Raw genomic sequence first — 23772 nt, 5'->3', positions numbered from 1 at the left:
ACATGAACAAAAATACAAGAACTGAAATCATGGCGAAGTTTAGAGAAGAAGTGGCAAATGGAAAGATTCTTTTAGGCGTGGGGGCTGGCACTGGAATTACTGCAAAAAGCAGCGAAGCTGGCGGAGCAGATATGCTGATTGTTTATAATTCAGGAAGATACAGAATGGCAGGCCGTGGATCACTGGCAGGGTTATTATCTTATGGGGATGCCAACCAAATTGTGGTCGAAATGGGCTCGGAGGTATTGCCTGTTGTAAAAAACACCCCTGTATTAGCAGGCGTATGCGGAACAGATCCATTTAGAGTAATGGAGGTTTATTTAAAACAACTTAAGGAACAAGGTTTTAGCGGCGTACAAAACTTCCCAACCGTAGGTTTGATCGATGGCGTATTCAGACAGAATCTAGAAGAGACCGGCATGGGATATGGTTTAGAAGTAGATATGATTAGAGCTGCGCATGAATTGGATATGCTCACCACTCCTTATGTATTTGATCCTGAGCAAGCGAAAGCCATGGCAGAAGCCGGCGCAGATATTTTGGTGGCACATATGGGCTTGACTACCAAAGGTACAATTGGAGCTAAGACCGCTCTGACATTGGATGATTGTGTAGAAAGAATTGAAGCGATTATTAAAGCAGGGAAAGCAGTAAATCCAGATATTATGGTGATTTGTCACGGTGGACCGATTGCAGAGCCGGAAGATGCGGCGTACGTAATTGAACGGACAGAAGGTATAGACGGATTCTTTGGTGCATCGAGTATTGAAAGATTTGCTGCTGAAAAAGGAATCACAGAACAGACTGGATTATTTAAAAATATCACCAAACAAGCATAATTGCCTTCGGCGTTCTTATAAGGACGGTAAGCAATTAAGCGAGAAGAACCCTCCGAAGAGGGCAATCTGAGTAGAACAGATATTAAGGTGCAGCTTATGGCTGCATCTTTTTGTTGTCTAATAAGTACAGCTAGTTACTTCTTAAAGGTAGCCATGCCAGCACATCGCGGATTTTGGCATCCCAGTATCCCCATTCATGTGTCCCCGGACCTTCTTCGTAGGTTAAAGAAAGTGAGGTTGCCTGGCAGGCATCGCGGAATCTCAAGTTATCGGTGTATAGGAAATCTTCTGTGCCACAGCATTGATACAACGCTGGTTTTGGTCCCGTGGAGCGGTTCACTTCCTCAAGCAGCCAAAGAAGGTCTTCCGGCGTTCCGGCGGTATCTTCTTTTCCGAAGATCATTTCGTATTCTTTGCTTTTAGTGGTAGCACCTTCCCCGTTCAAGAAATTATGCGCCATATCAAGTGCTCCAGACAAACTCGCTGCTGCTGCAAAAGATTCCGGTTTACGCAGTCCCAGCTTAATCGCTCCATAACCACCCATCGACAACCCGGCTACAAAGTTCTCCTCGCGTTTATCGGAAAACGGGAAAAATGAGCGCGCCAGCATCGTCAACTCCTCACTAATGAAGGTCCAGTAGCGGCCCCCCATGGCCATATCTGTGTAGAAACTGCGGTGCACATTCGGCATTACCACAGCTATCCCCATCTCCGCTACATACCGTTCTATGGAAGTCCGGCGCAGCCAGATCGAATCATCGTCAGACAAGCCATGCAGTAAATACAAAGTAGGGTGAAGATCACCTCTTGTTACATTACTCATCCCGATTTGTGTAGTTGTTTTTTGCGGCAAAATTACAGTCATTGAGGTATTCAAACCTAGTACTTCAGAATAAAATTTGCACTCTATTAAAGCCATTTCATTCATCTCCTCTCTTTCCAAATCATAGCATAGACCAAAAGGGAGAGATATTGTAGAAATATCTGAATTATAAGGGTTTTGAGGATTGCTGTAGCTGGATATGAGAGAATATAATGGAAGTAGAAAATTTAGGAAAAACGTGCAAATACGAAAAGTATTTTCATAGGCGAGAGGCGGAAAGTAGGATGAAACCGGGCCTAAAGCAGGAAAAAGGATTTACATTAATCGAAGTGCTGGCAGCTATTGTAATTTTATCGATAGTTTCACTGGTGCTTACGTCTTACTTTACTAACGCCATGAGTTACTCTAAATCGAACCAGAACAAAACGATTATGGTCAATCTGGCGCGGAATGCACTGTTTTATGTGGAGAAGCAGGATTTTGAGGCGATGCAGGAATTTTTTATAAAGCAGAATCATGATTCGATAGAGGCGGCGAAATGCCAAAAGGATACGGATGATTCTCTGAAATGTGAGGATTACAAGGGGCTTGTTCAGGATACAGAAATCTTAAACCAGGTTTTGAATCCTGCAATAAATGGTGTGAACTATCAGATAGATATTAAATATCAGCGTGATCTACATAACCAAAGCTTGGAATCTAGTGATCCGGAGAAACAGAAGATGGCAGTATATTTGTTGCCTGTGTTGGTCAAAGTCAGCAGAGCGGATTCTTCTGGCGGACCTCAAAGTGAACCTGTTGTGGAGGGATATATTACCGATGAGAAAATTCGTTAATCTTCTTCGCAGAGAAGGCGGCTTTACATTAGTGGAGCTAATTGTGGCACTATCATTGTTTACAGTTGCAGCGGGAATTATTTCGGGGATAACAATGCTGGGCTTACGAAGCTATCATAAAATATCGATTGAAAACTCATTACGAGACGAAGGTGATTTGTTAATGTCCGCAATTATAACGGAGTTGTATACATTTGCTCCTGAGAAGGTCACTCCAACTATTCTCAAAAATGATGCAGGGACTATTATTGATAGCTACATTACGTTAGAACGTCAGGATGGAACTAAGTCTCAGATTCGTATTGTTAATGGTGCTCTTACAATAGCAAATCCTGATGTAGTCGATCCACCAGTAGATGCAAGAACTGAGACGATATCTAAATTAGAACAGGGTTCTGCTATAACTTTAGAGTGTCAGAATAGCATCCCTTGTGATAGCGGCTTGATATCTATAGATTTATCGCTAGTTCAGAGCTACGACGGAAGGGATTACCCATTGGAGTTGAAAAGTAAATTCGGATTCTAGGAGGAGCAGGAGGGATGAAGAATAATGAAAGAGGCTCAGCCCTAGTATTAGTTATGTTTGTTGCTCTTCTACTTACTATACTCGGAGTAGCTGTACTCGGGGCAACGATGGGTGGCGCACAACGAACGGAGACAAGGGAAAACGACGTGCAGAGCCTGCATCTGGCTCAAAAGGGGCTCGATGAAGCAGCGGCATACATACAGACGAAGTTGGACGGGCGTACGGATATTGATCCTGATCATATGGAAGATGAGATTAAAAGTATTGTTAATGAGGTGACCACCAAAGTTGTCGGCGTTAACAATGGCGTAAGTACGGGGTTATCTGGAGCTGGCGGTACGATCAAAAGCATCACCTATGAGAAGCAGGATAAGCAAAAATATTATGTCGATATTGAAGCACAAGCCACAGTTAATGGCGTCATCAGACAGCTGAGACAAAAGATAGTCATTGATACCTATCCTGATTTTCTTAAATATGCTTTTGGATCGGAAAAAGTATTAACATTAAACGGAGCACCTGGTCTCCATGGCAATATATATGCGGGTGAAGAACTAAACATCAGCGATACGGCTGTTTATACGTATAAGAAAGTGAAAGATCTTAAAGAAAAGACTCAATATCCTAAAGTAGAATTACTAAAAGACCCTGCCAGTCTAGCATCTACGGAACCTCTTCCTGAGGTGCATGTGCAATCACTTGAAAGTATTAAATATTCCGGAAATGGAATTATTAATGCAGCAGTAAATAAAAACAACGCCTCAATTATTCTTCCTAACATACTGGGAGTTAATAAAGAGCAGGTGTTTATCAAACCGCAAAAAAAGTTCGTGCAGATTAATGTGCTGGAATCGTTTCTTGATAAAGTGGAGGAAGCGACAGGGTTGACCGGGAAAAGGTCTGAACTTAAGCAAGCTATTAAGGATAATCAACTGGGTAATTATTTAAGCACAACAACATTAGATAGACTACCCGATGAGAATCCACCCTACACTGAGCCAGTACTTGAAGATAATCCGACAAAAGAAGAAAAGGATAAGTATGAACTAGAGTGCAGCCAATACGAAGAACAATTGAGAATATATCAGAACTCCTTGTTGGATAAAGATTTGAATAATTCTACGATTTATAACGGTAATCTGCTTATCGATGGAATTGATTACAAACAGTTAAAGTTTAGTGATGAAGCCAAAACAGGTAATCCTTCTAATAAGCCCAAATGGCTTATTGTTAATGGTGATCTGGAGGTAAATAACTATAGCCCAGATATAACTAAAATTTTGGAGATACAAGCTAATATTCTAGTTACAGGTAATGTTACTATTAAAGGTCAGGTGAAATTCAACTCTACTATGTTTGTTTTAGGAGAAACGAAAGTAGAGGATGCCGTGATCCAAGGTTTAAGTAGTAAGGAGTTAGTCCTCATATCTCAAGGAGATGTGCTCATTAACCGAATTGATACTTTTACTAATCCACCTAAGAAAAAAGTTGAGCAGGATTCATTTTATATGAAAGCTTTTTTTTACACGGATAGTGACGCTGATTTGTACGGAGTGGGGTCAATCTTTTGGTTAAATGGAGGCTTCTTTGCCAAAGGGAATCTTACAGTAAACGCAGTACTAGGAGGAGTAACTGAGCCCTTGGATCCGGCCCTCGGCTTTAATTTTGAAAATCAGGATGCGGATCGATATAATTTGGGTCACCGTTTTCAGATTCAATATAATCAGGATGTTTTTACTCATCAGCAGTCTAGCCTCCCGCGTGTGCAGCAGGTGAATGTAACTGTAGGCCCTCTGGAGCTTGTGAGTCATTGAGACTAGTTGAAAAAGGGGTATCTCTAAGCGAGTGCTTAGGGATACCCTATTTATCGTTGGAAGTTTGTTGTTTTTTAAACGTGAATTTTAGTAACGATCGTCATTCTGGGGTGCTACAACCTTAACTGTAATATCTGCTTCTACTGTTGCGCCTGTGCTTCCGGTATAAGTCACTGTAATGGTAGTTGATCCCTTTTTAACACCGGTAACAGTTCCTCTGGTATCAATATTGGTTCCATTATCGACACTGGCGATTGAAGAATTGTCGCTTACCCAACTCAAGTTATCTTTGATGTCTTTTATCGAGACGGAGGTTGGGAATGCCCATAAAATATTGGTTAATTGGAAAGTATGGCCCACTTCAATAGTAATAGACTGTTCTTTAAATCTTAATCCCGTTAACTCAACGATGTTAACCTCGTGTGTTGAAGTCATATCTTTGAATGAAACCTCAATCAGCAGTCCTTCTTTAGCGGTATCACCAGCCGTCAATTTAGCGGTTGAGCCATCACTAGAAGGCGTAAGAGTAGCAATATGATCATTCGTAATAGTGTCATCCGTAATATTTTTATCCGTTGATTTCACGAATCTCCATCTTAGCGTTGCTGGATCAGCATACGTAGGATTTCTACTTGCGCTTAGATCGATTTGCCCTCCTATCAATACCGTTGTTGGACCTGTAATCGACAATGAGGTTAGTGGGTTAGTAACTGTTATGGTTTTCTCTTGGGTAATTGGAACCGGGTTACTTGAATTTACAGTAAGACTTACTAGGTAAGTTCCTGACTGCGTCGCACTGAAAATCTTTTCGGTATCATCACCGGGATACTCTGGATTGGTATTAATTACAGCAGTGCTTGCCCCAGAGGTAATGTTTTTAACGGACCAGATATAGGTTATGTTGGTCTCAGGTTCTTTACTGTCTTGAACGTACGAGGCACTTAACGTAATGGATTCATAGATTTTCCCTGTTTCATATCCTTTAATTGATAGAGAACGAGAATTACGTTCTTCTACAGTTATGAATGCAGTACCAGTAACTTCGCTACCATCAAGAGCCTTAACAGTGACTTGTGCTGATCCTTTGGCCAAACCGATAATATCGCCACTGTTGGAGTCTATTTGCACAACTGAAGCATTACTAGTTGTCCAGAGGAATGCAGAATTACTTAAATCTGAAGGCGTAACTATTGGGATTAGTCGAATCTCATCTCCTACATAAATAGTTTTGTCATCCAATTGCAGGGCGTTAATCTTATATTCGGCTGTAAAAGTTAAAGTCTCAAACGAAATTGTAGTCCGCGCTAAATTAGTCGATGAAGGATCTGTTGGGATTGGAACAGGTAGCGGATAGATTTCCGCTGGTAGGCTACCGGCAAAAGGGAAATGGTATAAAGTGGCACTACTCATATTCATTGAAGCTCCAATGATTGTTCCATACACCTGTCCTCCATCAAAGTTTATAGTAGATCGTGGTGCCAGAATGGTTCCGTATACGTTGGCTTGGGAAATTAGCAAAGGCTTGGCGTTAGGGAAGTTGTATAGCACACGGCTACCGTCGCTCCCCAGTGGGAAATGTAAGAATGGTTCACTGTTACTGTCTTGTTGTACATTAACAATTACCGTTGATCCTTGCGGAACCTTAAGCTCGGAACTGTTAAGCGTATTTAACGCTGAACTAGAAATATTAACAATATTGATATCTGAGTTACCTGTGACCGTAAGTTTTCCGTATTCATGAGTCGCCGTGGCATTGGAAGGCAGCTTGGCAATAGCATCAGAGAGTCCAAGGAGATAACTCTCTTGCTTGTTGAAATCGAGAAGTTCTCCGTAATTGATGGTACCATTTTGGATAGAACCAGGACGTTGGTCTTTAACGGTGCCTTTAACCATTAGGTTTCCGTAAACTGTTCCTTCAGGAAGGGAAACATCTCCGCCCGTGACAATACCATATGGCACTTGGTCTTTAAATTGTTCATTTACTGTAATACCCGCGTTGTTGAAGTTGACTGTTCCCCCGGAAGCCAGTGGTCCCTTGATAGTTCCACCACGAAGTGAAGTGGTATGAAGGATAAGTGCATTGTATTTACCTAAGATTCCTAGCGGTGGCAATGTGGCATGAATATCGATATAACTAAGTTTGGAATCATTTAAAATATAGGTTTGGGTCTCGGTCGGTTTAACTGTGATTTGGAACGTTATAGGCTGTTCAGAGTCTGGTTTATAGATTTGGGCGCCGTTCACCGTTTTTAATGAATAGGTTATGTCATTTAGATTGCGTGTCAATCTAAATCCACTGGTTGCATTTCCAGTGACGATCGTACCGGCAGGTAATTCTCCTGAAATCTCCAGGTTAGGTGGGAGATTCTCGGTAAATACAATATCCGATATTAATTGTGTGTTAGAGGTCTGGTTGACCGTGCCGACTTTATCAAACGGTACAGATTTTGGGGTGATGGAATAACTAAGAGTGACCGGTTCTCCCTTTTCTATTTTGCCATTCACAACATTCTGAGAGAGAGATCGTGTTACACTCAAATTGGTGTTTGACGGCAGGACATTTACTCTGAGCGTTTTACTTGAGAGCGCACCATTTTGATCCCAAGCTTTAATTTCGATGTCGAGTAGACCTCCGTTTGGAAGCGGATTGTCAACTGTTCTATATATATTTTGACCGGATTTGATGTTCATCTTACTTATTTCAATCTTGGGAAAGTACGTGTTCCCTGATTTGAAACGGACTTCAGTTGTTAGATCACGATCGTTAAAGTCCAAATCAGTTACTGTATAGTCGACAAGGAGTGTTTCTTGATAAGACGGAATCGATGAATCATTAGCCGGCGTATGCACGGTAATCTCTGGAGCATGATTGGCCCCAATAAAAGCACGATACATAGTATTAACGAACAATTGTTGTTCCCAGTCCGGGAATTTCTTTAGATTGGCTGGAATATCACTTACTCCAAAAAAGTGACCTGTACCTGAGTAGGTAATATTTCCTTTGGAATATGTGTAATATTGATTCCAGCTATCCTCGGTATCACGTTGGTATTGATTATATTCTCCATTTGGTTTTATCCTCGTACCTGATGCTTCACTTTGAATGTTATACCAAGATACTACTTCAGGATCTTCCAAATTAAGTGTGAAGTACTGGTTATGTGTTGGTGCAATTTGTGGTGTGGAAATATCGATTTGCTGGTTGCTGTCGTCCCTCTTGCTTAGATAAAAAGGATATTGCATCAAAAGCCCGTCATTCACCGGCTTAACCTTGGTGGAAAGATTGATGGCATTATGGCCTAAGTTGGTCTCAGGATTCACCTGACCAGTAATCCCCATGAAATTATTGATCCAGTTCTTTTTATTTGCATCTAAATTAATGATGGTATCGTGAGTGAACAAGGCGCTTTGCTTGAAGGTACCAGTAAATTGTGTAATAGCGTTGATCGCATTAGTGTTTAAATTAGATTTTTTGTAGTATTCGTCTACAAATCCAAAGATGAGCATGTCATAAGTGCCATTTAGTCCGTAACTATGTGTTGCAGCATAGCTGTCATCAATATAGTTTTTGAATTCAGTCATCGTTTTGATTTTTATATCGAGCTTATAGTCAGATGTATCGAGAAAATTCGGATTCATATTACTAGTGTTCAGGAGGCTGCTTTCTGTTAGAGTGTCAGGCATAACCTGAAGAATATTTACTATGGTTTTCTCGCCACGGTAACGAATTACACCGCTGTCGAAGTCTTTTAATTGTGTACTGTGGTAATCATTAACTTCTAGCTTCCAGTAGAGTAACCCAGAGTATGTTTTTGGCAAAGTGTATTCAATAGTTCCGCTGGATGTACTAATCTCAGTTTCAGCAACGACCTGTTTTTCTCCCATTTTGATGGATTTATCAAGACCAACGTACAGTTTGACTGAGAGCGGAGCACTATTTTGTGTAGAGGGTGTGGTGACATTGAAATTAAAAGAAAGCTTCTCCCCAGGAACATAGATTTTGCTGTTAGTTGCATTAGGGTCATAGTTGGGAATTCTATTCGTAATTTGTAGATGAGGGCGTTTCTTCAAGTCGTTTATGTATTTGGAGTCTTGTTTTTTTAAATCGGCAAAAATATCCGCGAGTTCACTGTCATCTACAAACTTAACATTTGGGTTGGAGGTGGAAAGACGATAACTGTTAAAAGAGCTGTACAGTATACCTTGCTCAGTTTGAGGTTTTGCATCTTTGTCTTTAAAGGGCTGGCTATGAAAAAAAACATATAATCCCTTGTTGATAAATTCCTTTGTAATTTGATCAGCCTTCAGATGAGTAATGTCGTTCTTCATACTTTTGGTATTAAGGGCCTTAGCTCTATTTTCCTCAGAGGCGGGTTGTTGATTACTTACCTGTGCAGGATTGTAAGTCCCCTTCCCGATATATACCGCATCATATCTTCCGTCCAGATCATCCCGCAGCGCCACAAAGCGCTTCATACTCATCGTGTCAATGGTAAGGTTAGATATTCCTGTTTTTAGAGACGCAAGCTCACTAACCCCACTCTCAGTAACCTCCAGCATACGAATTTGGTATTCATTTGAACTGGCATCGACATTCATAAAGTGATTTTTGATCGGCAGAACAAGCAGAAGGAGAAGCAGGGTAGTTACTGTAAAAATAAAAACTTTTTTGTTGCTGGCAAGTTTCATTGTCATCTCTCCCTGATTGTTAACTATTGGCAGATATGGTCGTATTCCGTCTCGTATATGCTAGATTCCGACAGCCTTTTTCATTCCGTGTCGTTGTAAAATTATCCAATCTATGTTATATACATTCTAGGACATTCAGCATTGATAGACAACATAAATCTATTGAAATATACCTATTAAATTATAACTAAAGTCCTAGTCAGATTGAAAAATACTCAAAATTGACAAATTTATGGAAGGCGTATTTATGGTAATTATATCTTTCGTTTTCGAGCGAATTTTGCTGGGATTTTGATTTCTATTTTTATAAAAAATATCCATTATTTCAGCCGGCATAAATAACGGCATACGGAGATGAATAGACTTGGCTATCGCAAAAAAGAGACTGGGCGACTTGCTGGTAGAAAATAATATTATTTCGCAGGACCAGTTGCTTGAGGCTCTCGCGGAACAGCGTAAGAGCAAACGTAAGCTCGGCGATCTGCTAATCTCTCAAGGCTATATTACGGAGCAGCAGTTGATTGAAGTGCTTGAATTTCAACTCGGCATCCCGCATGTCAGTTTATTTAAATACCAGATAGATCCCGCAATCACGCAGATAATCCCTGAAAGTATGGCTAAGCGATATCAGGTGCTTCCATTCTTAAAAGAGGGCGGCAAGCTGATGGTTGCGATGGCGGACCCGCTGGATTATTTTGCGATAGAAGATTTACGTATGAGTACTGGCTTCCGGATCGAACCCGCTATTTCTACGAGAGATGAGCTGCAGCGGGCGATTGCGCGTCACTATGGCATGCGCGATTCTATGAATCAGATGCTGGTAGAACTCCCGACACAGGAAGAAATAGAAGAGACAGAGATTACAGATGAGGACTCCCCAATCGTACGTTTGGTCAACCAGATGATTCAGCAGGCAGTTGCTCTGCGGGCGTCTGATATACATATGGATCCAGGTGAAAATAATTTAACCATCCGCTACCGCATTGACGGAACCTTACGGACAGAGCGGATTATTCCTAAGCAGATGCAGGGCTTTATCACCGCCCGTCTGAAAATAATGGCCCGCCTGAATATTGCAGAACGGCGTTTGCCGCAGGACGGGCGGATCAAAATGCAGTTCGATTACAAAATGGTAGATATTCGTGTGTCTTCATTACCAACGATGCACGGAGAGAAGATTGTGCTGCGGTTGCTAGACTTAAGCACAGGGGTCAAATCCATAGATGCTTTGGGATTCAGTGAGGGGAATGCAGAAGCTTTTAAGGAGATGATAGCTCGTCCTTATGGGATTTTGCTGATCACAGGACCTACCGGTAGCGGAAAAACAACAACTTTATATTCAGCGTTGAATCAACTTAATGTAGAAAGCGCAAATATTATCACAGTCGAAGATCCAGTGGAATACCAGCTTGAAGGAGTAAATCAGGTGCACGTAAACTCGGCTATTGGACTAACCTTTGCAGCTGGGCTACGTTCGATTCTTCGACAAGATCCGAATATCGTAATGGTTGGTGAAATACGGGATGCGGAAACTGCAGAAATTGCTGTTCGCGCCTCATTAACGGGTCATCTAGTATTGTCTACTTTACATACAAACGATGCGATTAGCTCCGTCTCCCGATTGCGGGATATGGGGGTAGAACCTTATTTGATCGCTTCTTCGCTGATTGGTGTGGTAGCACAGCGGCTGGTGCGCAAAATCTGCACTGACTGCAAAGAAACCTACAAACCATCTGAACAGGAAGCAATTATGCTACGTAGCTTAGGACTACCTGCGGAAGAATTACAGCGTGGACGCGGCTGTGGTAGCTGTAACAATTCTGGCTATCGTGGACGAATAGCGATTCATGAAGTACTCAGTATTGATGATCACTTACGGCAACTCATTACAAACACTGCCTCAGTAGAAGAACTGCGTGCAGCAGGTAAAGCGCGTGGGCTTGTTCAACTGATGGATGACGGACTGCTCAAGGTCAGTCAAGGAATTACAACACTTCAAGAAGTCATGCGCGAGACGGTCTCACATTAGAGGTTAACAGGGATTTAGCATTCTAACTTAGGGGGAGCGGCTAATGCCAACGTATACGCGGGATATTAGACAACTATTACAAACGGCTTACTCCTCCAAAGCTTCTGACTTACATATTTCCGTAGGATCACCGCCGGTTATTCGGATGGATGGAAAGCTGCACTCGCTTGAGGGTGAATCCGTGGTTGCTGAAGAAGCGGCAGATATGGCCAAAACGCTACTTGGTAATGAACGAATTGAAGCATTTCGGAATGCGGGCGAGTTGGATTTTTCATATCCGCTTGATGGTGGGGTAAGATTCCGGGTGAACGTTTATCGTCAGCGGGGCGAGGTTAGTATCGCCGCCCGGGCCATTCCTGCAGAGATTCCGAGTCTGGAACAGCTGTCGATGCCTTCGATTTTAACTACTTTGTCGCTTAAGCCACAAGGTCTAATTTTGGTTACAGGACCCACAGGCAGCGGCAAATCTTCTACGCTTGCAGCTATGCTGAATTATATTAACCAGACGGAGAGCAAGCATATAGTGACGTTGGAAGATCCGATAGAATTTCTACATAACCATGGAACCTGTCTAGTAGATCAACGTGAAGTGGGCTGCGATACCGCAAGTTTTGCTAATGGATTACGTGCTGCCTTACGTCAGGATCCGGATGTCATTCTCGTTGGTGAGATGCGGGATTTGGAGACTATTTCAGCAGCGGTTACGGCCGCAGAGACAGGTCATCTTGTGATGGCTACCTTACATACAACAGATGCACCACAGACAATTGACCGAATTATCGACGCTTTTCCGGGCCATCAGCAGGGACAGATTCGTTCACAATTAGCATCAGTGCTGCTGGCAGTAGTCAGTCAGCGGTTGTTCCCTAGGGCTGGAGGTCGGGGGCGTTTATGCGCAACGGAAATTTTGCTCAATACACCAGCCGTAGCCAATCTTATTCGTACCGAAAAAACACATCAGATCAAAAATGTAATGCAAACCGGACGCTCACAAGGCATGCACACCTTGGACATGAGCATCCGTGACCATTTATCGCAGGGGCTTATTGATCCAACAGCAGCTAAGGCGTTTATGGCGGAGGTGAGCAGCTGATGCCTCTTTTTGAATATCAGGTGAAGACATCCGCAGGCAAATCTATCAAAGGGAAACTAACGGCAACCGATAAACCTACGGCGATGGAGGAGCTACGCAAGCGGGGACTTACGGTATTTTCACTGATTGAGCGCAAAACCACGATTTTATCGATGGACATTTATATTGGTAATCCCGTTAAGCCGCTTCATTTCATCATTTATTGCAGGCAGTTTGCCACGCTTATGCGGGCGGGGGTATCGATTGTGGATGCAACGCGTATTTTGGCAGAGCAGACCGAGAGTAAGCCACTGCGCAAAGCGTTAGTAGATGTTAATTCTAGCCTGATGCGCGGGATATCGTTCTCACAAGCCGTTCAGGATCATAAAAAAATCTTCCCGCAGCTATTTGTCAGCATGATCCGTGCCGGTGAGGAATCCGGTGATATTGAGGGGACGTTGGACAGGTTGGCTATGTTTTTTGAGAAACAGCACACCACGACAGAGAAGATAAAATCAGCGCTTACGTACCCGATTACCGTAGGGGTTATGGCGATTGCCGCGGTTATCTATCTACTTTGGGCGATTGTGCCGCAGTTTGTAACGATGTTTGAATCGATGGATGCCGAGCTTCCGGCAATTACACAGATGGTCTTGGCACTTAGCAAAAGCATTCAAGGTCAATGGTATTTCTGGATACTCGGAGTACTTCTCCTAGTGATAGCTTTTCAGATTACAAAACGTACGGAAAAGGGTGCTTACGCCCTTGATTATGCCAAGTTAAAAATTCCTGTGTTCGGCAAGCTGAATCAAAAGGGCTCGATTGCTCAGTTTACGCGTACTTTTTCTTCTCTTTATGCCAGCTCTGTACCGATCCTACAGTCCTTGGTGATTGTTGAGGAGGTAGCAGGAAATAAGGTCATCGGGAAATTCATCCGTAGTGCAGGGGATTCGCTGCGACAAGGAAATCCACTATCTGAGCCGCTAAAAAAAGCCTGGGTCTTCCCGCCACTAGTTACGCAGATGATAGCGATTGGCGAAGAGACAGGGGCGCTCGACACGATGTTGTCCAAGGTAGCTGACTTTTATGAGATGGACGTGGAGAATACCGTCGACCGTTTGAAGTCGCTGCTTGAACCATTATTGATTGCTTTTCTAGCCGCTGTTGTAGGTGTTATTGTGGCCGCCATTATGCTGCCAATGTTCAGTCTGTACGGAAATATGTGAACCTCTTGGTTCCTTGTATATATTGAGAGGGGTGACGCCGGGGAGGCGGGGCAAGATCCACGAACTTAAGCTGGCGATTAGACGACGATGGACGAGCTGTTTCCGTAAGCACAAGGAAGATGATGCTGGTTTCACTGAAATGAAGAATATAGGTTTTATCACTCACACACCACTTAGAGGGGGAAATCAAATGTTAGCACAAGCGATTAAGAGAAGATTAAGCAAAGAGGAAAATCAAAAGGGGTTTACGCTGATTGAGTTGCTGGCAGTTATCGTTATTTTGGGGATTATTGCGGTAATTGCTATACCTATGATTGGTGGAATTATTAATAAATCAAAAACGGATGCAGATTTAGCAACTGCTCGACAGCTTTATGATGCTTCCAGGATGTACATTATGGGTGAAAAAAATGGAGAATTTAAAAATGCATCAGTGACACTTCAAGAACTTAAGTTAAAAAATTACATTGATAAGACACTAGTTTTACCTAGTACCAAGAAAACGATTGTTGAAGCTTCTACAATAATTAATTACGGCGCTGATGGAGCACTTGAAAAAGTAACTATAGATCCTGATCCTGAGGGAAGTGATAGTGGTGAGTATTCAGCTGATAAGGTGCTTAGTGCAGAGCCAGTAGCAACGCCAAAACCATGATCTGGTGGCTAACAGGAATATCTAATTAATTTCTATAAATTCAAACTTACAATCTTTCCTAAGGAATCGGACTTCCCGATTCCTTTTTTAAAATCCAGAAGCTAACAGAGGACAGCCATGACGATATTTATCGCAAGTTACATCACATTACTGGGCCTGGTTCTAGGCTCCTTCTATAACGTAGTAGCGCTGCGGGTGCCGGCCAAGGAATCCTTGCTTAATCCGCCGTCACATTGCCCGAACTGCAACACGCGGCTGAAAGCGCGGGATTTGTTTCCGGTGCTAAGCTACCTGCTGTCAGGAGGCAAATGCCGATACTGCGGCACAAGGGTACCGCCATTATACCCGCTTGGAGAAGCGGCAACGGGTTTGCTTTTTTTATGGGTGTATTTGCAATTTGGCCTGACGGGTAAGGGAATCATCGGGTTCATTCTTGTGAGTTTAGCGGTTATCGTGACGGTTGCGGATTTGAAGTACATGCTGATTCCCAACAAGGTATTGTTGTTTTTTTTACCGCTGCTGCTGATTCTTGTACTGTTATTTCCGGAAGGACCGCTATGGCATCACCTGCTAGGAGCTGTGCTTGGGGGAGGGGTTCTTATCCCTTTTGTTCTATTAGGTGGCATGGGGGCTGGAGATGTGAAGTTATTTGCGCTGCTGGGTTTGGTGATTGGCTTTCCGAATGTAATTTTGGCCTTTTTTGTGGCTTGTCTGCTTGGGAGCGTGGTGGGCGGACTGCTGATGCTGCTCGGTGTAATCAAACGTAAACAACCGGTACCCTTCGGCCCCTGGTTAGCTATAGGAGCTTTAATTAGTTTTGGATATGGTTCACACATCATCGGCGCGTATCTCTCGCTTATCGGATAGGAGGACATCGAGCATATGCTTGGATTAGGCCCCAAAGTGGCCGGACTTTCAATTGAAGCTGCCGGAATCCGTTATATTAGTTTTAAGAATAAACAGTCATGGGAAGTCCGTAAAAAACGGTTTCTCCCGCTCCTTCCAGGCATGATCATTGAGAATCAGGTGGCGGATAGCGAGGCGCTTTATGATCGGGTAAGGCAGTGGGTGAAGAAGGAAGGGTTAAGGGGAAGTAAGGTTTCTTTGTCCATTCCACCCTCGCAGATCATTATCCGTAAAATGAGTATTCCTAGTACCAATGACAAACAGGTAGAACAACTCGTGAAGCTGGAAGTGGAGACGGGACTGCATTTACCTTTTGAAAATCCTGTCTATGACTATGTAACGCTCGAAGTGGATGAGGAGCAAAGTCACCTGCTCGTATTTGCTGCTCCGCGAAAATCGATTCAGGATTACGTAGAAGTTCTGGAGCGGGCGGGTCTTCGGATAAGCAGTGTCGAAATTTCGGCAACCGCCTTGGCGCGTGCTATAACCATTGGGCACGGGGAGAGCTTTGCGGAGACGATGCTGATTAATATGGAGCCATCGGTAATGGACATTTATATGTTCAGAAACGGGAATCCGGTCTTCATTCGTACGATAAACTTACTTGATCTACATAAAGGAAGAAATTTAGCGGGAATGGATCTTTTGACAGACAGTGAAACCTTGGCAGAAACAGCTGTCGCTGTAGAAGAACATTTATCACCCGAGCAAATGGTGGAAATCACTGCGGAAATCTCCCGTATGCTCAGCTTTTATCAATACAGCTTGCATGACGGTTCCACTCGTATCAACAATTTAGTGATTACGGGCACTCCCTCGATTCGTAAACAACTGGACCTAGAACTCCAGCAGTCCCTAGCAGAACTTGAAATAACACCAATAAGTCTGGAACAGATGGCTAGTGCTGCTGTTTCTGACCCTGAACTAAATGATTACCGTGTAGCTGCCGGGACCGCTCTAAAAAATAGCATCAACACGGATACGATTGATTTATTGCCGAGAGAAGATCGGGAGACGTTGCTATTTCCTTATGTCACGATGGGGCTTGTAGCGATCTGGCTGCTGGGGATGATCGGAACGGGGATTTATTTTTCGGCCAATAAGGGTCAGATTTCTAATGGTAAAGAAGAGCTGCAAGGCCTGCAGGATCGCAGTTTAATGCTCCAAGTAGAGCTCGCGAAGCTTAAGAACAGCGGACCTGGACAGCTAGATCGGAAAGCAGCCATCACAGTGCTTCAGGACAATAAGGTGATTGTAGTCCCTATCTTGGACGAATTAGTGGAGGGATTGCCTAAGGAGGCACTAATCCGTGATATTAACTATACCTACCGGACCTCTATAGATCTGACTGTAAATGTATCCACTATGGAGGATGCTTCCAACTATTTAAGACAACTTCGCCAAATGTCTTTTACGACCGATGCCTCTATTCAAAAGCTTACTGAAGGAGCCGCAGATGCCATTTCATACAATACGTATACGGCTATTTATAAAGTGAACTTAGCAGCGGCTAAGCTTCAAAACAGTGAAACGGATGCCAGCCAAGGGGAGGTGAGCAGCGATGGAACAGATCAATAAGTATCGCTCGCCGATTGTTCTGGGAGTGCTGATTTTGTTCCTGATATTGTTTGCGTTCTATATGCTGGGTGTTCAGCCGGCCAATAAGGAAATTTCCGCACAGAGCAGCGAGATCAGTCAGTTGGAAAAGGAAGCAGAAGTCCTCCAAAACAAAATCTATGAGCTGAAGGGCAGCGGCACTGAGGGAGATCTAGAACAGAAGGAATTACTGGGGGAACTCCCAAAGGGCGATGACAGCGAAGGTCTGATTGTTGATTTGCGGGAGGTTAGCACGTCCTCACAAGCGCGGCTAAAGGATCTTAGTTTTGTTATGGATGAGGCTAATCCGATTCAGCAAATGACAGGTTCAGCTGAGGTGTCATTCCCGACGGTCAAACAGATCAAAATGACTGCAGTGGTGGAAGGGACATATTCGGGGATCCGGCAATGGATGGATGAACTACAAGCCTTACCTCGTATTGTGAATGTGGACTCTTTCAATTTTCAGCAATCCTACGAGGATCGTACTAAGAACAATACGGAGAGTATTTTGACTGCTAACGTAGCTTTTACAGCGTATTTTGAGGCCACCGCAGCAGCATCCGATTAGGGTTCTTGTACTACTTTATTTAACTATATTACTCCGCTTTTCCTGTGAATCAGGAGGGTGGAGTTTTTTTATATTTTCAAAAGAGTTGTAATACGTTTTCATTCCTCTGTTTATTGGGTATTTTAGCTTGCGGGGTGCATAAGCTGAAACAGTGGCGATCGCCTGTATTTTTCAGATGAAAGAGGAGGAACTTCAGATGAACAAAAAATGGATGCTTGGTTCGTTGGCCCTATCCTTAGGCCTTTTATCAGCAGGTAGCGGAGTTATGGCAGCTTCATCATCAGTGGGAAGCTCGGCAATAAAAAATGTGGCTGTGATTGGCACAGGAAAAGAAGGCCCAGCTACTATAAACAATTTGACGGTAAAAAGTGTGGTACCGCTTGTTGTACATGCCAGAGCAATCTATTTCTATACTAGCCGTGGGGGCAACTTTTTCCCGATGGAAACCTTCATGTATAAAGCGCAAGAGTACCGTTACCTTTCCAATGATATTGGGACAAAGGCGAAGCTGATGAATTACATAAAAAAAGCCTACACGCATAATGCAGCAGCTTATTATGTGCAGACTCAATTTTTGGAGCATGAAGGTAGAATGTCACAGGTGAATGCGGATCTTGGAAACTCATTAATGTTTGAAAAAGCCACCGCCCGAATGCTCTCCAAAACTGCAACAACCGCTGAATTTGACTTAACAGTTCCTTATTCGAGCGGGCAGGAAGGCAGTGAGTCGGTGTATGTGAAGCTGAAAAAGGTGAATGGATACTGGAGAATTGATACGTCACCGGATATTCTTTTTTGAGGAAGGGTTAGGGTAGAAGAGGAAGAGCAAAGAGGTTCTACGCTTGGGCGCGGATAAGGTCAGAGGTATATGCAACACCAACGAATTTACCTTTGCGAGTGATAATGACACAATCATTTTTCATAGGGTCTGGGCGGTTCATAGCGAGGCTCAATACCGTATCGAGTGGAGTGGAAATGTCAAGAATGAGCGGGGTTTTGTTCATAAGCTTCATGGCAGGTTCTCTGTAGAACAGATCTACTCCGGATCTTCCTGTAGCTTTTAAAAAGAAACGTTCGCTCATCAACAATCCGAGGGGTTCATTCATAGCATTGCAGACGACGATACATTTGGATTCTGGATGCTGAAACATGACGCGAAGAGCTTCTCTGCAAGTGCGTGAGGCAAAAATAGCGGGAGCACTGCGGACAATACCAGTAAGATCATTTACAAGAGCTGTTGTCATAGGATGTTCATCCTTTCTGATTATGGGTCTACTTCTAATGTACCCCTGAATCGTAAATTTCAAAGCCGGGTAACGTAAGCTACAGGTAAAATAGATTGCTGGCAAAAATAACCGGTCAGACCTTAGGGGCTCTGACCGGTTATTTGTTGTTAGCTATTCACTGCGGACCCCGTCCTCCACCAGCTGCTTTCGGGGGACATCGGGGATTATGGATTTGCTCACGCCTCCACGATTAATGGCGATTAATCGTTTTTGTGCGTAATATACGTCGCGGGACAGTTTATTCACCTCAGTGGATTTACCGTCAACATACTTTGTAATGTAGGTTTCTACAATATATCCGGTTTTCCCATTTTGAATAACGCGTGAGCTGCCACGAGGCAGTGAAGAATCGTTTACGTATTTATCGACTGGAGGGAGCACCTCTACTGTTTTTGAATGAACTTTGTAAGTGACATTTTGCGGAAACGTGCCGAACAGCTTTATGGTCAGTGATTTACCCTGCACAGCTGCTTTAATTATGAGATATTTGCCAGTCGTATTGCGAAAACGAAAGTTGATATAACCTTCAGCGAATGTTGCGTCCTGACCTTTGGGCAAGTAGTTGACGGGCAAGGAATGATTACGGCGTTCCACAATTTCTAGCCCTATACGCAGTGCGGCATTGTAAAGAGTGCTCGACACTTGGCAGATCCCTCCACCAACACCTGCTTGCAGCTTGCCGTTCACAATCACCGGCGCTTCACGGAAGCCGTAATTCACCTTTGCTTTTTCTATAGCTTTTCCATAATCAAAGACGGCTCCAGGCGGGAGAATGGTTCCATCCACAGCTTTGGCAGCAGCTTCTACGTTGTAGCTTCGTCCAGGTCCACTTGCACCTAGAGAGGTGCTGAATTGCATTACTTTTCGCTCGATACCTTGTTCCTTTAATTTCTTTAATGTTATGTCAGGCTGCAGGATTAACAAAGGGACTTCCATCGTGATTCCCTTCTCCAAGAGGGTATTCAGATGATTGAAGCTGGTGGGGGCAGCTGCTCCTAAGGAAGTCTCCAGAGCTGTCCAATCGACCTCCAGGGAAGTTTTCTCAGAAGTATATACGATTCGGTCATCGCCTGTAATTCGCCGCGTAGCGTCCACTGGTTCACCAAAGGACTCCTTCTCCCAAGTGGGACTTAGAATTTTCTGGAATTGTGCGATTTCCAGATGCGTTTCAAGCTTCCACAGCTGAGGGAAGTTATAGCGTGCCTTTACCCGCTCCCAAAGTGTTCCTTCGGCAAGCTCTTTTAAGCCCTGCTGAAAAGCAGCGGCTTCATAACTCAACCCAGTCTTACTAAGAGTTAGGGGTAAATCTGCATTGCCCTCCACTTTTAGCACTAGAGGGACGGATTCGAGGGCACGCAGCCGCTGATCCAGCTGGGAGCGGACCTCGGTGAGGGTCATGCCTCCGACCTGCCAGCCGGCAAGGGTTGTACCCTTTGGAAGCGTAGTTTTGCTGCCATATAGATGAAGCCCTCCGTAAATCCAGGAGCCGATAAGGACGAGTGCGATAACCACTATGAGGGCAGCATGGATTTTTTTCATGATTAATCTCCTTTTGGGGATTTGGATTGCGCTAAGCAGGCGCGGCCCTGTAACAGAACTTAAAGAACACTTCGTGGGATACCGATAATAAATTAGTAAGAAATAAGTAGTCTCTAATAAAGGGAGTTACGACATCTGATAACAGGCACCGCTAGGTGCTTTTTTATATGTATATGTCCAGTCACTACAAAACTTTCGAATAGTCGTGCAGTTACGGGGTACTCAATCAGTTACAGATTTGTTACAATAGATACATTGCGGAAATATTGAAGTTTATGGAAACTTGAGGTGGACAATGTCGATTCGCACAAGTGGAAAATGTCATAATTGGGAAGTGAGAAAATGATTGAAATGCAAGATGTATGGAAAACGTACCCTAACGGAACTCACGCACTGCAAGGAGTTTCAGTGAAAATCGACCGCAATGAATTCGTGTACGTTGTCGGCCCTTCCGGCGCGGGTAAATCTACTTTTATGAAATTGATTTATAGAGAAGAAGTGCCTACCAAAGGACAGATTTCGGTGGGAGGTTTCAATATAGGAAAGCTAAAACCACGCAAAATCCCTTATGTCCGCCGTAATATCGGCGTTGTATTTCAAGATTTTCGGCTTTTGCCCAGAATGACGGCATACGAGAATGTAGCTTTTGCTATGGAAGTTATTGAAGCGCCGAAAAAAGTCATCAAGAAACGTGTGAATGAGGTTCTTGATTTGGTTGGGCTGAGAAGTAAAGCGAATCGTGAGCCCTCACAGCTTTCTGGTGGTGAGCAGCAACGGATCGCTATTGCACGGGCTATCGTCAACAATCCTTCTGTTATTATTGCGGACGAGCCTACAGGTAACTTAGACCCCGAGACTTCATGGGGCATTATGCAGCTGCTTGACGAGATTAATTTTCGTGGAACAACGATTGTAATGGCTACCCATAACAGAGATATTGTGAACAAAATGCGCAAACGGGTGCTTGCGATTGAGAATGGAAACATTGTCAGAGACCAAGCGAGAGGGGAATATGGTTATGAGTTTTAAAACCTTCTTGCGACATGTGCGGGAAGGCTTTAAAAGCGTATTCCGTAATGGCTGGATGTCGATCGCCTCAATCACTTCGATTGTTGTTTCTCTTTTTGTTCTAGGTGTATTTATTCTTCTTGTCCTCAACGTAAATTCTGTAGCTGATGAGGCAGACAGTCAGGTACAGATCAAAGTGCATCTAGCTTTGAATACAGATCAGAAGATGCGCGAGACCCTGCAGACTGAAATTGGCAATATGCCGGAGGTCAGCAAGATTACGTTCATCTCCAAGGAACAGGGACTTAAAGATCTCCGCGCGGATATGGGCGAGGAGGCAGCAGAGCTTCTGGAAGGGTTCGATGAAGATAATAACCCGCTTCCAGATACCCTTCAGGTAGAGGTTATTGAACCTACAACCGTTGCTTTTGTGGCTGAGAAGATTCAAGCCCTTAACAAGACACATACCGAGCAGCCTATCTACAAAGTGAAATATGGCAAAGGCTCGATAGAAACATTGTTTAAAATCACGCGTGCCGTACGTAACATTGGCTTTATTTTTGTAGCGGGGCTGGCACTTATGTCTATGTTCCTCATCTCCAATACTATTCGGGTGACGATTCTTGCCCGGCGTAAAGAGATTGGGATTATGAAGCTGGTAGGCGCGACAAATTATTTTATTCGTTGGCCTTTCTTTATAGAAGGGGCATTAATTGGACTCATTGGATCATTGATTACTTCGGGCGTTTTATATGCCGGCTACAACGGTTTGGAATCTTCGGTACAGGGAGATCCTATGCTCGGATTGCAGTTGATCCCTTTCAGTGATATTTGGCTGCTGCTCGTAGGTCTGTTAGTTGGACTAGGCGTGCTAATCGGCGTCTGGGGAAGTACGGTTTCTATTCGTAAGTTTTTGAAAGTTTAATTTAAGAGTGAAGGATGGGGAGTGCGAGTTGAAGAAGATTGCCGCCGGACTAGCCGTAATGTTACTAGCTGTCACTATATTCCAACCCTCTGATGGATATGCCAAAAAAACAAGTGTTGCCGAGATCGATAAGCAATTAAAGCAGCTGCAACAAGAGGTGCAGGAAGCTAAGGCGCAGCAAGAGAAAGCGGAGTCCCAAACGCAGGAAGCGCAGCACTATAAGAATAAGACAAATATTAATTTACAATATGTATTGCAGCAAGTGGATCAAGTTAAAGGTAAAATGACCGAAATCTCTAACAAAATTTCCGATACAGAAGAATCCCTTAACGTTACAGCAACGGAATTGGATGAAGCAGAGGCACGAGTGGCCTCAAGAGAAGAACTCTTAGGATCCCGTGTCCGGTTGATGTACACGGATGGAGCGGTGTCTTACCTAGATGTTTTGCTCTCATCGACAAGCTTCTCTGATTTTCTGGGCCGCACCGATTCGCTTAAGATGATTGTGGATCAGGATCAGGAGCTGTTAGTCCAACACAAGCTGGACAAGCAGACAGTTGTAGAGAAGAAGCAGGAGCTTGAGGGGCAATATGCTCAAGCCAAGCAGTTATACACCTCCTTGGAAAATCAGAGAAGCCTGCTGAAAGAGAAGGAAGCGGAGAAGCAGGAGCTTATCGCATTTTATGATAAGCAGATTCAAGAAAGCGATGATCTAAGTGAAGAGCAGAACGAGAAGCTGGTTAAGCTGGCGAGCGAACGTTCTGCTTTGGAAACCCAAAAGGATAAGATTAAAGCTGAGGAAGCGGCTCGCAAAGCAGCAGCCGCCAAAGCAGAAGCAGCACGCCGGGCAGCAGCAGCGGCCAAGAAAGCTGCAGCTAGCAAGGCAAGCAGCAGTTCAAGCTCCAACTCCTCAACCGCGTATGCTGGTGGAGATGGCCCCTTCCTGCTGCCTGTAGGTTCGGCAAGAATCTCTTCCTCCTACGGACCACGGACACACCCAATTACGGGTGAGAAGGGGAAAGTACACACCGGGGTAGACTTTGCAGTTCCACAAGGAACCAATATTCATGCGGCTGATTCCGGAACGGTAATCGTAGCTGAATGGTATAGCGGCTATGGATATTGTGTAATTGTTGATCATGGCGGCGGAGTTTGGACCCTCTACGGACATATCCGTAAAGGTGGTATCAAGGTTAGCCCTGGGGATAGAGTCAATCGTGGGGATGTGATTGCTGAATCCGGTTCTACAGGTAATTCGACGGGCCCCCATCTCCATTTTGAAGTTCGGATCGACGGCAAGACAGTAAATCCGATGCCTTATCTCTAATTTTTAAGAACTTATAACTCATATTATTTGAGTGTACGGCATATACTGGAAGAGATACCGTACCTTTCAGGACGGACTTATGGAGTTGTTTGCGAGATGGACAAG

At 43.9% G+C, this 23772-nt stretch carries 19 protein-coding genes; 15 read left to right on the top strand and 4 right to left on the bottom strand.

Going from position 1 to position 23772, the window contains the following annotated elements:
• The first annotated feature begins 2 nt into the window (after positions 1 to 2).
• Positions 3 to 839, top strand: coding sequence for a phosphoenolpyruvate hydrolase family protein (locus PODO_RS27600; protein ID WP_038573568.1), 837 nt, complete (start codon positions 3 to 5; stop codon positions 837 to 839).
• Positions 840 to 969: 130 nt separating this feature from the next.
• Here PODO_RS27600 and PODO_RS27595 read toward each other — a convergent pair whose 3' ends face one another.
• Positions 970 to 1758 (bottom strand): alpha/beta hydrolase, encoded by a 789-nt coding sequence (locus PODO_RS27595; RefSeq protein ID WP_038573566.1) that lies wholly within the window; start codon positions 1756 to 1758, stop codon positions 970 to 972.
• A gap of 188 nt (positions 1759 to 1946) precedes the next feature.
• On the opposite strand from PODO_RS27595, the gene PODO_RS27590 reads away from it, so the two are divergent.
• From PODO_RS27590 to PODO_RS27580, 3 genes are read left to right on the top strand one after another with little or no spacing between them, the layout of a single operon-like run.
• Positions 1947 to 2498, top strand: a complete 552-nt coding sequence (locus PODO_RS27590; RefSeq protein ID WP_038573564.1) for a type IV pilus modification PilV family protein — start codon at positions 1947 to 1949, stop codon at positions 2496 to 2498.
• Positions 2482 to 3024, top strand: coding sequence for a type II secretion system protein (locus tag PODO_RS27585; RefSeq protein ID WP_038573563.1), 543 nt, complete (start codon positions 2482 to 2484; stop codon positions 3022 to 3024). The genes PODO_RS27590 and PODO_RS27585 overlap by 17 nt, the downstream gene beginning before the upstream one ends.
• Before the next feature lie 14 nt (positions 3025 to 3038).
• Positions 3039 to 4838 (top strand): hypothetical protein, encoded by a 1800-nt coding sequence (locus tag PODO_RS27580; RefSeq protein WP_038573561.1) that lies wholly within the window; start codon positions 3039 to 3041, stop codon positions 4836 to 4838.
• Positions 4839 to 4925: 87 nt separating this feature from the next.
• Here PODO_RS27580 and PODO_RS27575 read toward each other — a convergent pair whose 3' ends face one another.
• On the bottom strand, positions 4926 to 9527 hold the full coding sequence (locus PODO_RS27575) for a choice-of-anchor A family protein (RefSeq protein ID WP_038573559.1): 4602 nt from the start codon (positions 9525 to 9527) through the stop codon (positions 4926 to 4928).
• Positions 9528 to 9891: 364 nt separating this feature from the next.
• On the opposite strand from PODO_RS27575, the gene PODO_RS27570 reads away from it, so the two are divergent.
• From PODO_RS27570 to PODO_RS27535, 8 genes are all read left to right on the top strand, one after another.
• Positions 9892 to 11556 carry a GspE/PulE family protein gene (locus PODO_RS27570; protein WP_038573557.1) on the top strand — a complete coding sequence of 555 codons (1665 nt, stop codon included), beginning with the start codon at positions 9892 to 9894 and terminating at the stop codon, positions 11554 to 11556.
• A 43-nt stretch (positions 11557 to 11599) separates the two neighbouring features.
• The gene (locus PODO_RS27565) at positions 11600 to 12649 is read left to right on the top strand and encodes a type IV pilus twitching motility protein PilT (RefSeq protein ID WP_038573555.1); all 1050 of its coding nucleotides are present in this window, start codon (positions 11600 to 11602) and stop codon (positions 12647 to 12649) included.
• On the top strand, positions 12649 to 13854 hold the full coding sequence (locus PODO_RS27560; RefSeq protein ID WP_036678542.1) for a type II secretion system F family protein: 1206 nt from the start codon (positions 12649 to 12651) through the stop codon (positions 13852 to 13854). The genes PODO_RS27565 and PODO_RS27560 overlap by 1 nt, the downstream gene beginning before the upstream one ends.
• A 190-nt stretch (positions 13855 to 14044) precedes the next feature.
• Positions 14045 to 14509 (top strand): prepilin-type N-terminal cleavage/methylation domain-containing protein, encoded by a 465-nt coding sequence (locus tag PODO_RS32195; RefSeq protein WP_052097353.1) that lies wholly within the window; start codon positions 14045 to 14047, stop codon positions 14507 to 14509.
• A gap of 117 nt (positions 14510 to 14626) precedes the next feature.
• Positions 14627 to 15376 carry a prepilin peptidase gene (locus PODO_RS27550; RefSeq protein ID WP_038573552.1) on the top strand — a complete coding sequence of 250 codons (750 nt, stop codon included), beginning with the start codon at positions 14627 to 14629 and terminating at the stop codon, positions 15374 to 15376.
• 15 nt (positions 15377 to 15391) lie between these two features.
• Positions 15392 to 16993, top strand: coding sequence for a pilus assembly protein PilM (pilM, locus tag PODO_RS27545; RefSeq protein ID WP_038573550.1), 1602 nt, complete (start codon positions 15392 to 15394; stop codon positions 16991 to 16993).
• Complete coding sequence (gene pilO / locus PODO_RS27540) at positions 16977 to 17582, top strand: type 4a pilus biogenesis protein PilO (RefSeq protein ID WP_038573548.1); 606 nt, start codon at positions 16977 to 16979, stop codon at positions 17580 to 17582. The genes pilM and pilO overlap by 17 nt, the downstream gene beginning before the upstream one ends.
• Positions 17583 to 17778: 196 nt before the next feature.
• A complete protein-coding gene (locus PODO_RS27535; RefSeq protein WP_051491029.1) occupies positions 17779 to 18381 on the top strand; it encodes a DL-endopeptidase inhibitor IseA family protein in 603 nt (200 codons plus the stop codon).
• A gap of 37 nt (positions 18382 to 18418) precedes the next feature.
• Here PODO_RS27535 and PODO_RS27530 read toward each other — a convergent pair whose 3' ends face one another.
• Together PODO_RS27530 and PODO_RS27525 are read right to left on the bottom strand one after the other, a co-directional pair.
• Entirely contained in the window at positions 18419 to 18826 is a 408-nt protein-coding gene (locus PODO_RS27530; RefSeq protein ID WP_036678552.1) for a CBS domain-containing protein, read from the bottom strand.
• Between the two features lie 153 nt (positions 18827 to 18979).
• Positions 18980 to 20407 (bottom strand): VanW family protein, encoded by a 1428-nt coding sequence (locus PODO_RS27525; RefSeq protein WP_038573545.1) that lies wholly within the window; start codon positions 20405 to 20407, stop codon positions 18980 to 18982.
• A 342-nt stretch (positions 20408 to 20749) separates the two neighbouring features.
• Here PODO_RS27525 and ftsE point away from each other — a divergent pair, with 342 nt between their 5' ends.
• Genes ftsE through PODO_RS27510 form a run of 3 tightly spaced genes read left to right on the top strand, consistent with a single transcriptional unit; the run spans position 20750 to position 23667 of the window.
• Positions 20750 to 21436, top strand: coding sequence for a cell division ATP-binding protein FtsE (gene ftsE, locus PODO_RS27520; RefSeq protein ID WP_036678556.1), 687 nt, complete (start codon positions 20750 to 20752; stop codon positions 21434 to 21436).
• A complete protein-coding gene (ftsX, locus tag PODO_RS27515) occupies positions 21426 to 22340 on the top strand; it encodes a permease-like cell division protein FtsX (RefSeq protein WP_036678558.1) in 915 nt (304 codons plus the stop codon). Before ftsE ends, ftsX begins: the two co-directional genes overlap by 11 nt.
• 28 nt (positions 22341 to 22368) lie before the next feature.
• On the top strand, positions 22369 to 23667 hold the full coding sequence (locus PODO_RS27510; protein WP_038573542.1) for a murein hydrolase activator EnvC family protein: 1299 nt from the start codon (positions 22369 to 22371) through the stop codon (positions 23665 to 23667).
• The last annotated feature ends 105 nt before the right edge of the window (positions 23668 to 23772 follow it).

The sequence above is a fragment of the Paenibacillus odorifer genome (genome assembly GCF_000758725.1).
Taxonomy (GTDB): Bacteria; Bacillota; Bacilli; order Paenibacillales; family Paenibacillaceae; genus Paenibacillus_AQ; species Paenibacillus_AQ odorifer.
The sequence above is the reverse complement of the archived record's forward strand: the minus strand, read 5'-3'. Positions and strand labels throughout refer to the sequence as shown.

Excerpts from the sequence above, each read along its gene's own strand:
- pilO (WP_038573548.1), top strand. The coding sequence starts at position 16,977 with ATGGAACAGATCAATAAGTATCGCTCGCCGATTGTTCTGGGAGTGCTG.
- ftsX (WP_036678558.1), top strand. The coding sequence starts at position 21,426 with ATGAGTTTTAAAACCTTCTTGCGACATGTGCGGGAAGGCTTTAAAAGC.
- pilM (WP_038573550.1), top strand. The coding sequence starts at position 15,392 with ATGCTTGGATTAGGCCCCAAAGTGGCCGGACTTTCAATTGAAGCTGCC.
- ftsE (WP_036678556.1), top strand. The coding sequence starts at position 20,750 with ATGATTGAAATGCAAGATGTATGGAAAACGTACCCTAACGGAACTCAC.
- PODO_RS27585 (WP_038573563.1), top strand. The coding sequence starts at position 2,482 with ATGAGAAAATTCGTTAATCTTCTTCGCAGAGAAGGCGGCTTTACATTA.
- PODO_RS27590 (WP_038573564.1), top strand. The coding sequence starts at position 1,947 with ATGAAACCGGGCCTAAAGCAGGAAAAAGGATTTACATTAATCGAAGTG.
- PODO_RS27565 (WP_038573555.1), top strand. The coding sequence starts at position 11,600 with ATGCCAACGTATACGCGGGATATTAGACAACTATTACAAACGGCTTAC.
- PODO_RS27600 (WP_038573568.1), top strand. The coding sequence starts at position 3 with ATGAACAAAAATACAAGAACTGAAATCATGGCGAAGTTTAGAGAAGAA.
- PODO_RS32195 (WP_052097353.1), top strand. The coding sequence starts at position 14,045 with ATGTTAGCACAAGCGATTAAGAGAAGATTAAGCAAAGAGGAAAATCAA.
- PODO_RS27550 (WP_038573552.1), top strand. The coding sequence starts at position 14,627 with ATGACGATATTTATCGCAAGTTACATCACATTACTGGGCCTGGTTCTA.
- PODO_RS27575 (WP_038573559.1), bottom strand. The coding sequence starts at position 9,527 with ATGAAACTTGCCAGCAACAAAAAAGTTTTTATTTTTACAGTAACTACC.
- PODO_RS27530 (WP_036678552.1), bottom strand. The coding sequence starts at position 18,826 with ATGACAACAGCTCTTGTAAATGATCTTACTGGTATTGTCCGCAGTGCT.
- PODO_RS27525 (WP_038573545.1), bottom strand. The coding sequence starts at position 20,407 with ATGAAAAAAATCCATGCTGCCCTCATAGTGGTTATCGCACTCGTCCTT.
- PODO_RS27560 (WP_036678542.1), top strand. The coding sequence starts at position 12,649 with ATGCCTCTTTTTGAATATCAGGTGAAGACATCCGCAGGCAAATCTATC.
- PODO_RS27535 (WP_051491029.1), top strand. The coding sequence starts at position 17,779 with ATGAACAAAAAATGGATGCTTGGTTCGTTGGCCCTATCCTTAGGCCTT.
- PODO_RS27580 (WP_038573561.1), top strand. The coding sequence starts at position 3,039 with ATGAAGAATAATGAAAGAGGCTCAGCCCTAGTATTAGTTATGTTTGTT.
- PODO_RS27595 (WP_038573566.1), bottom strand. The coding sequence starts at position 1,758 with ATGGCTTTAATAGAGTGCAAATTTTATTCTGAAGTACTAGGTTTGAAT.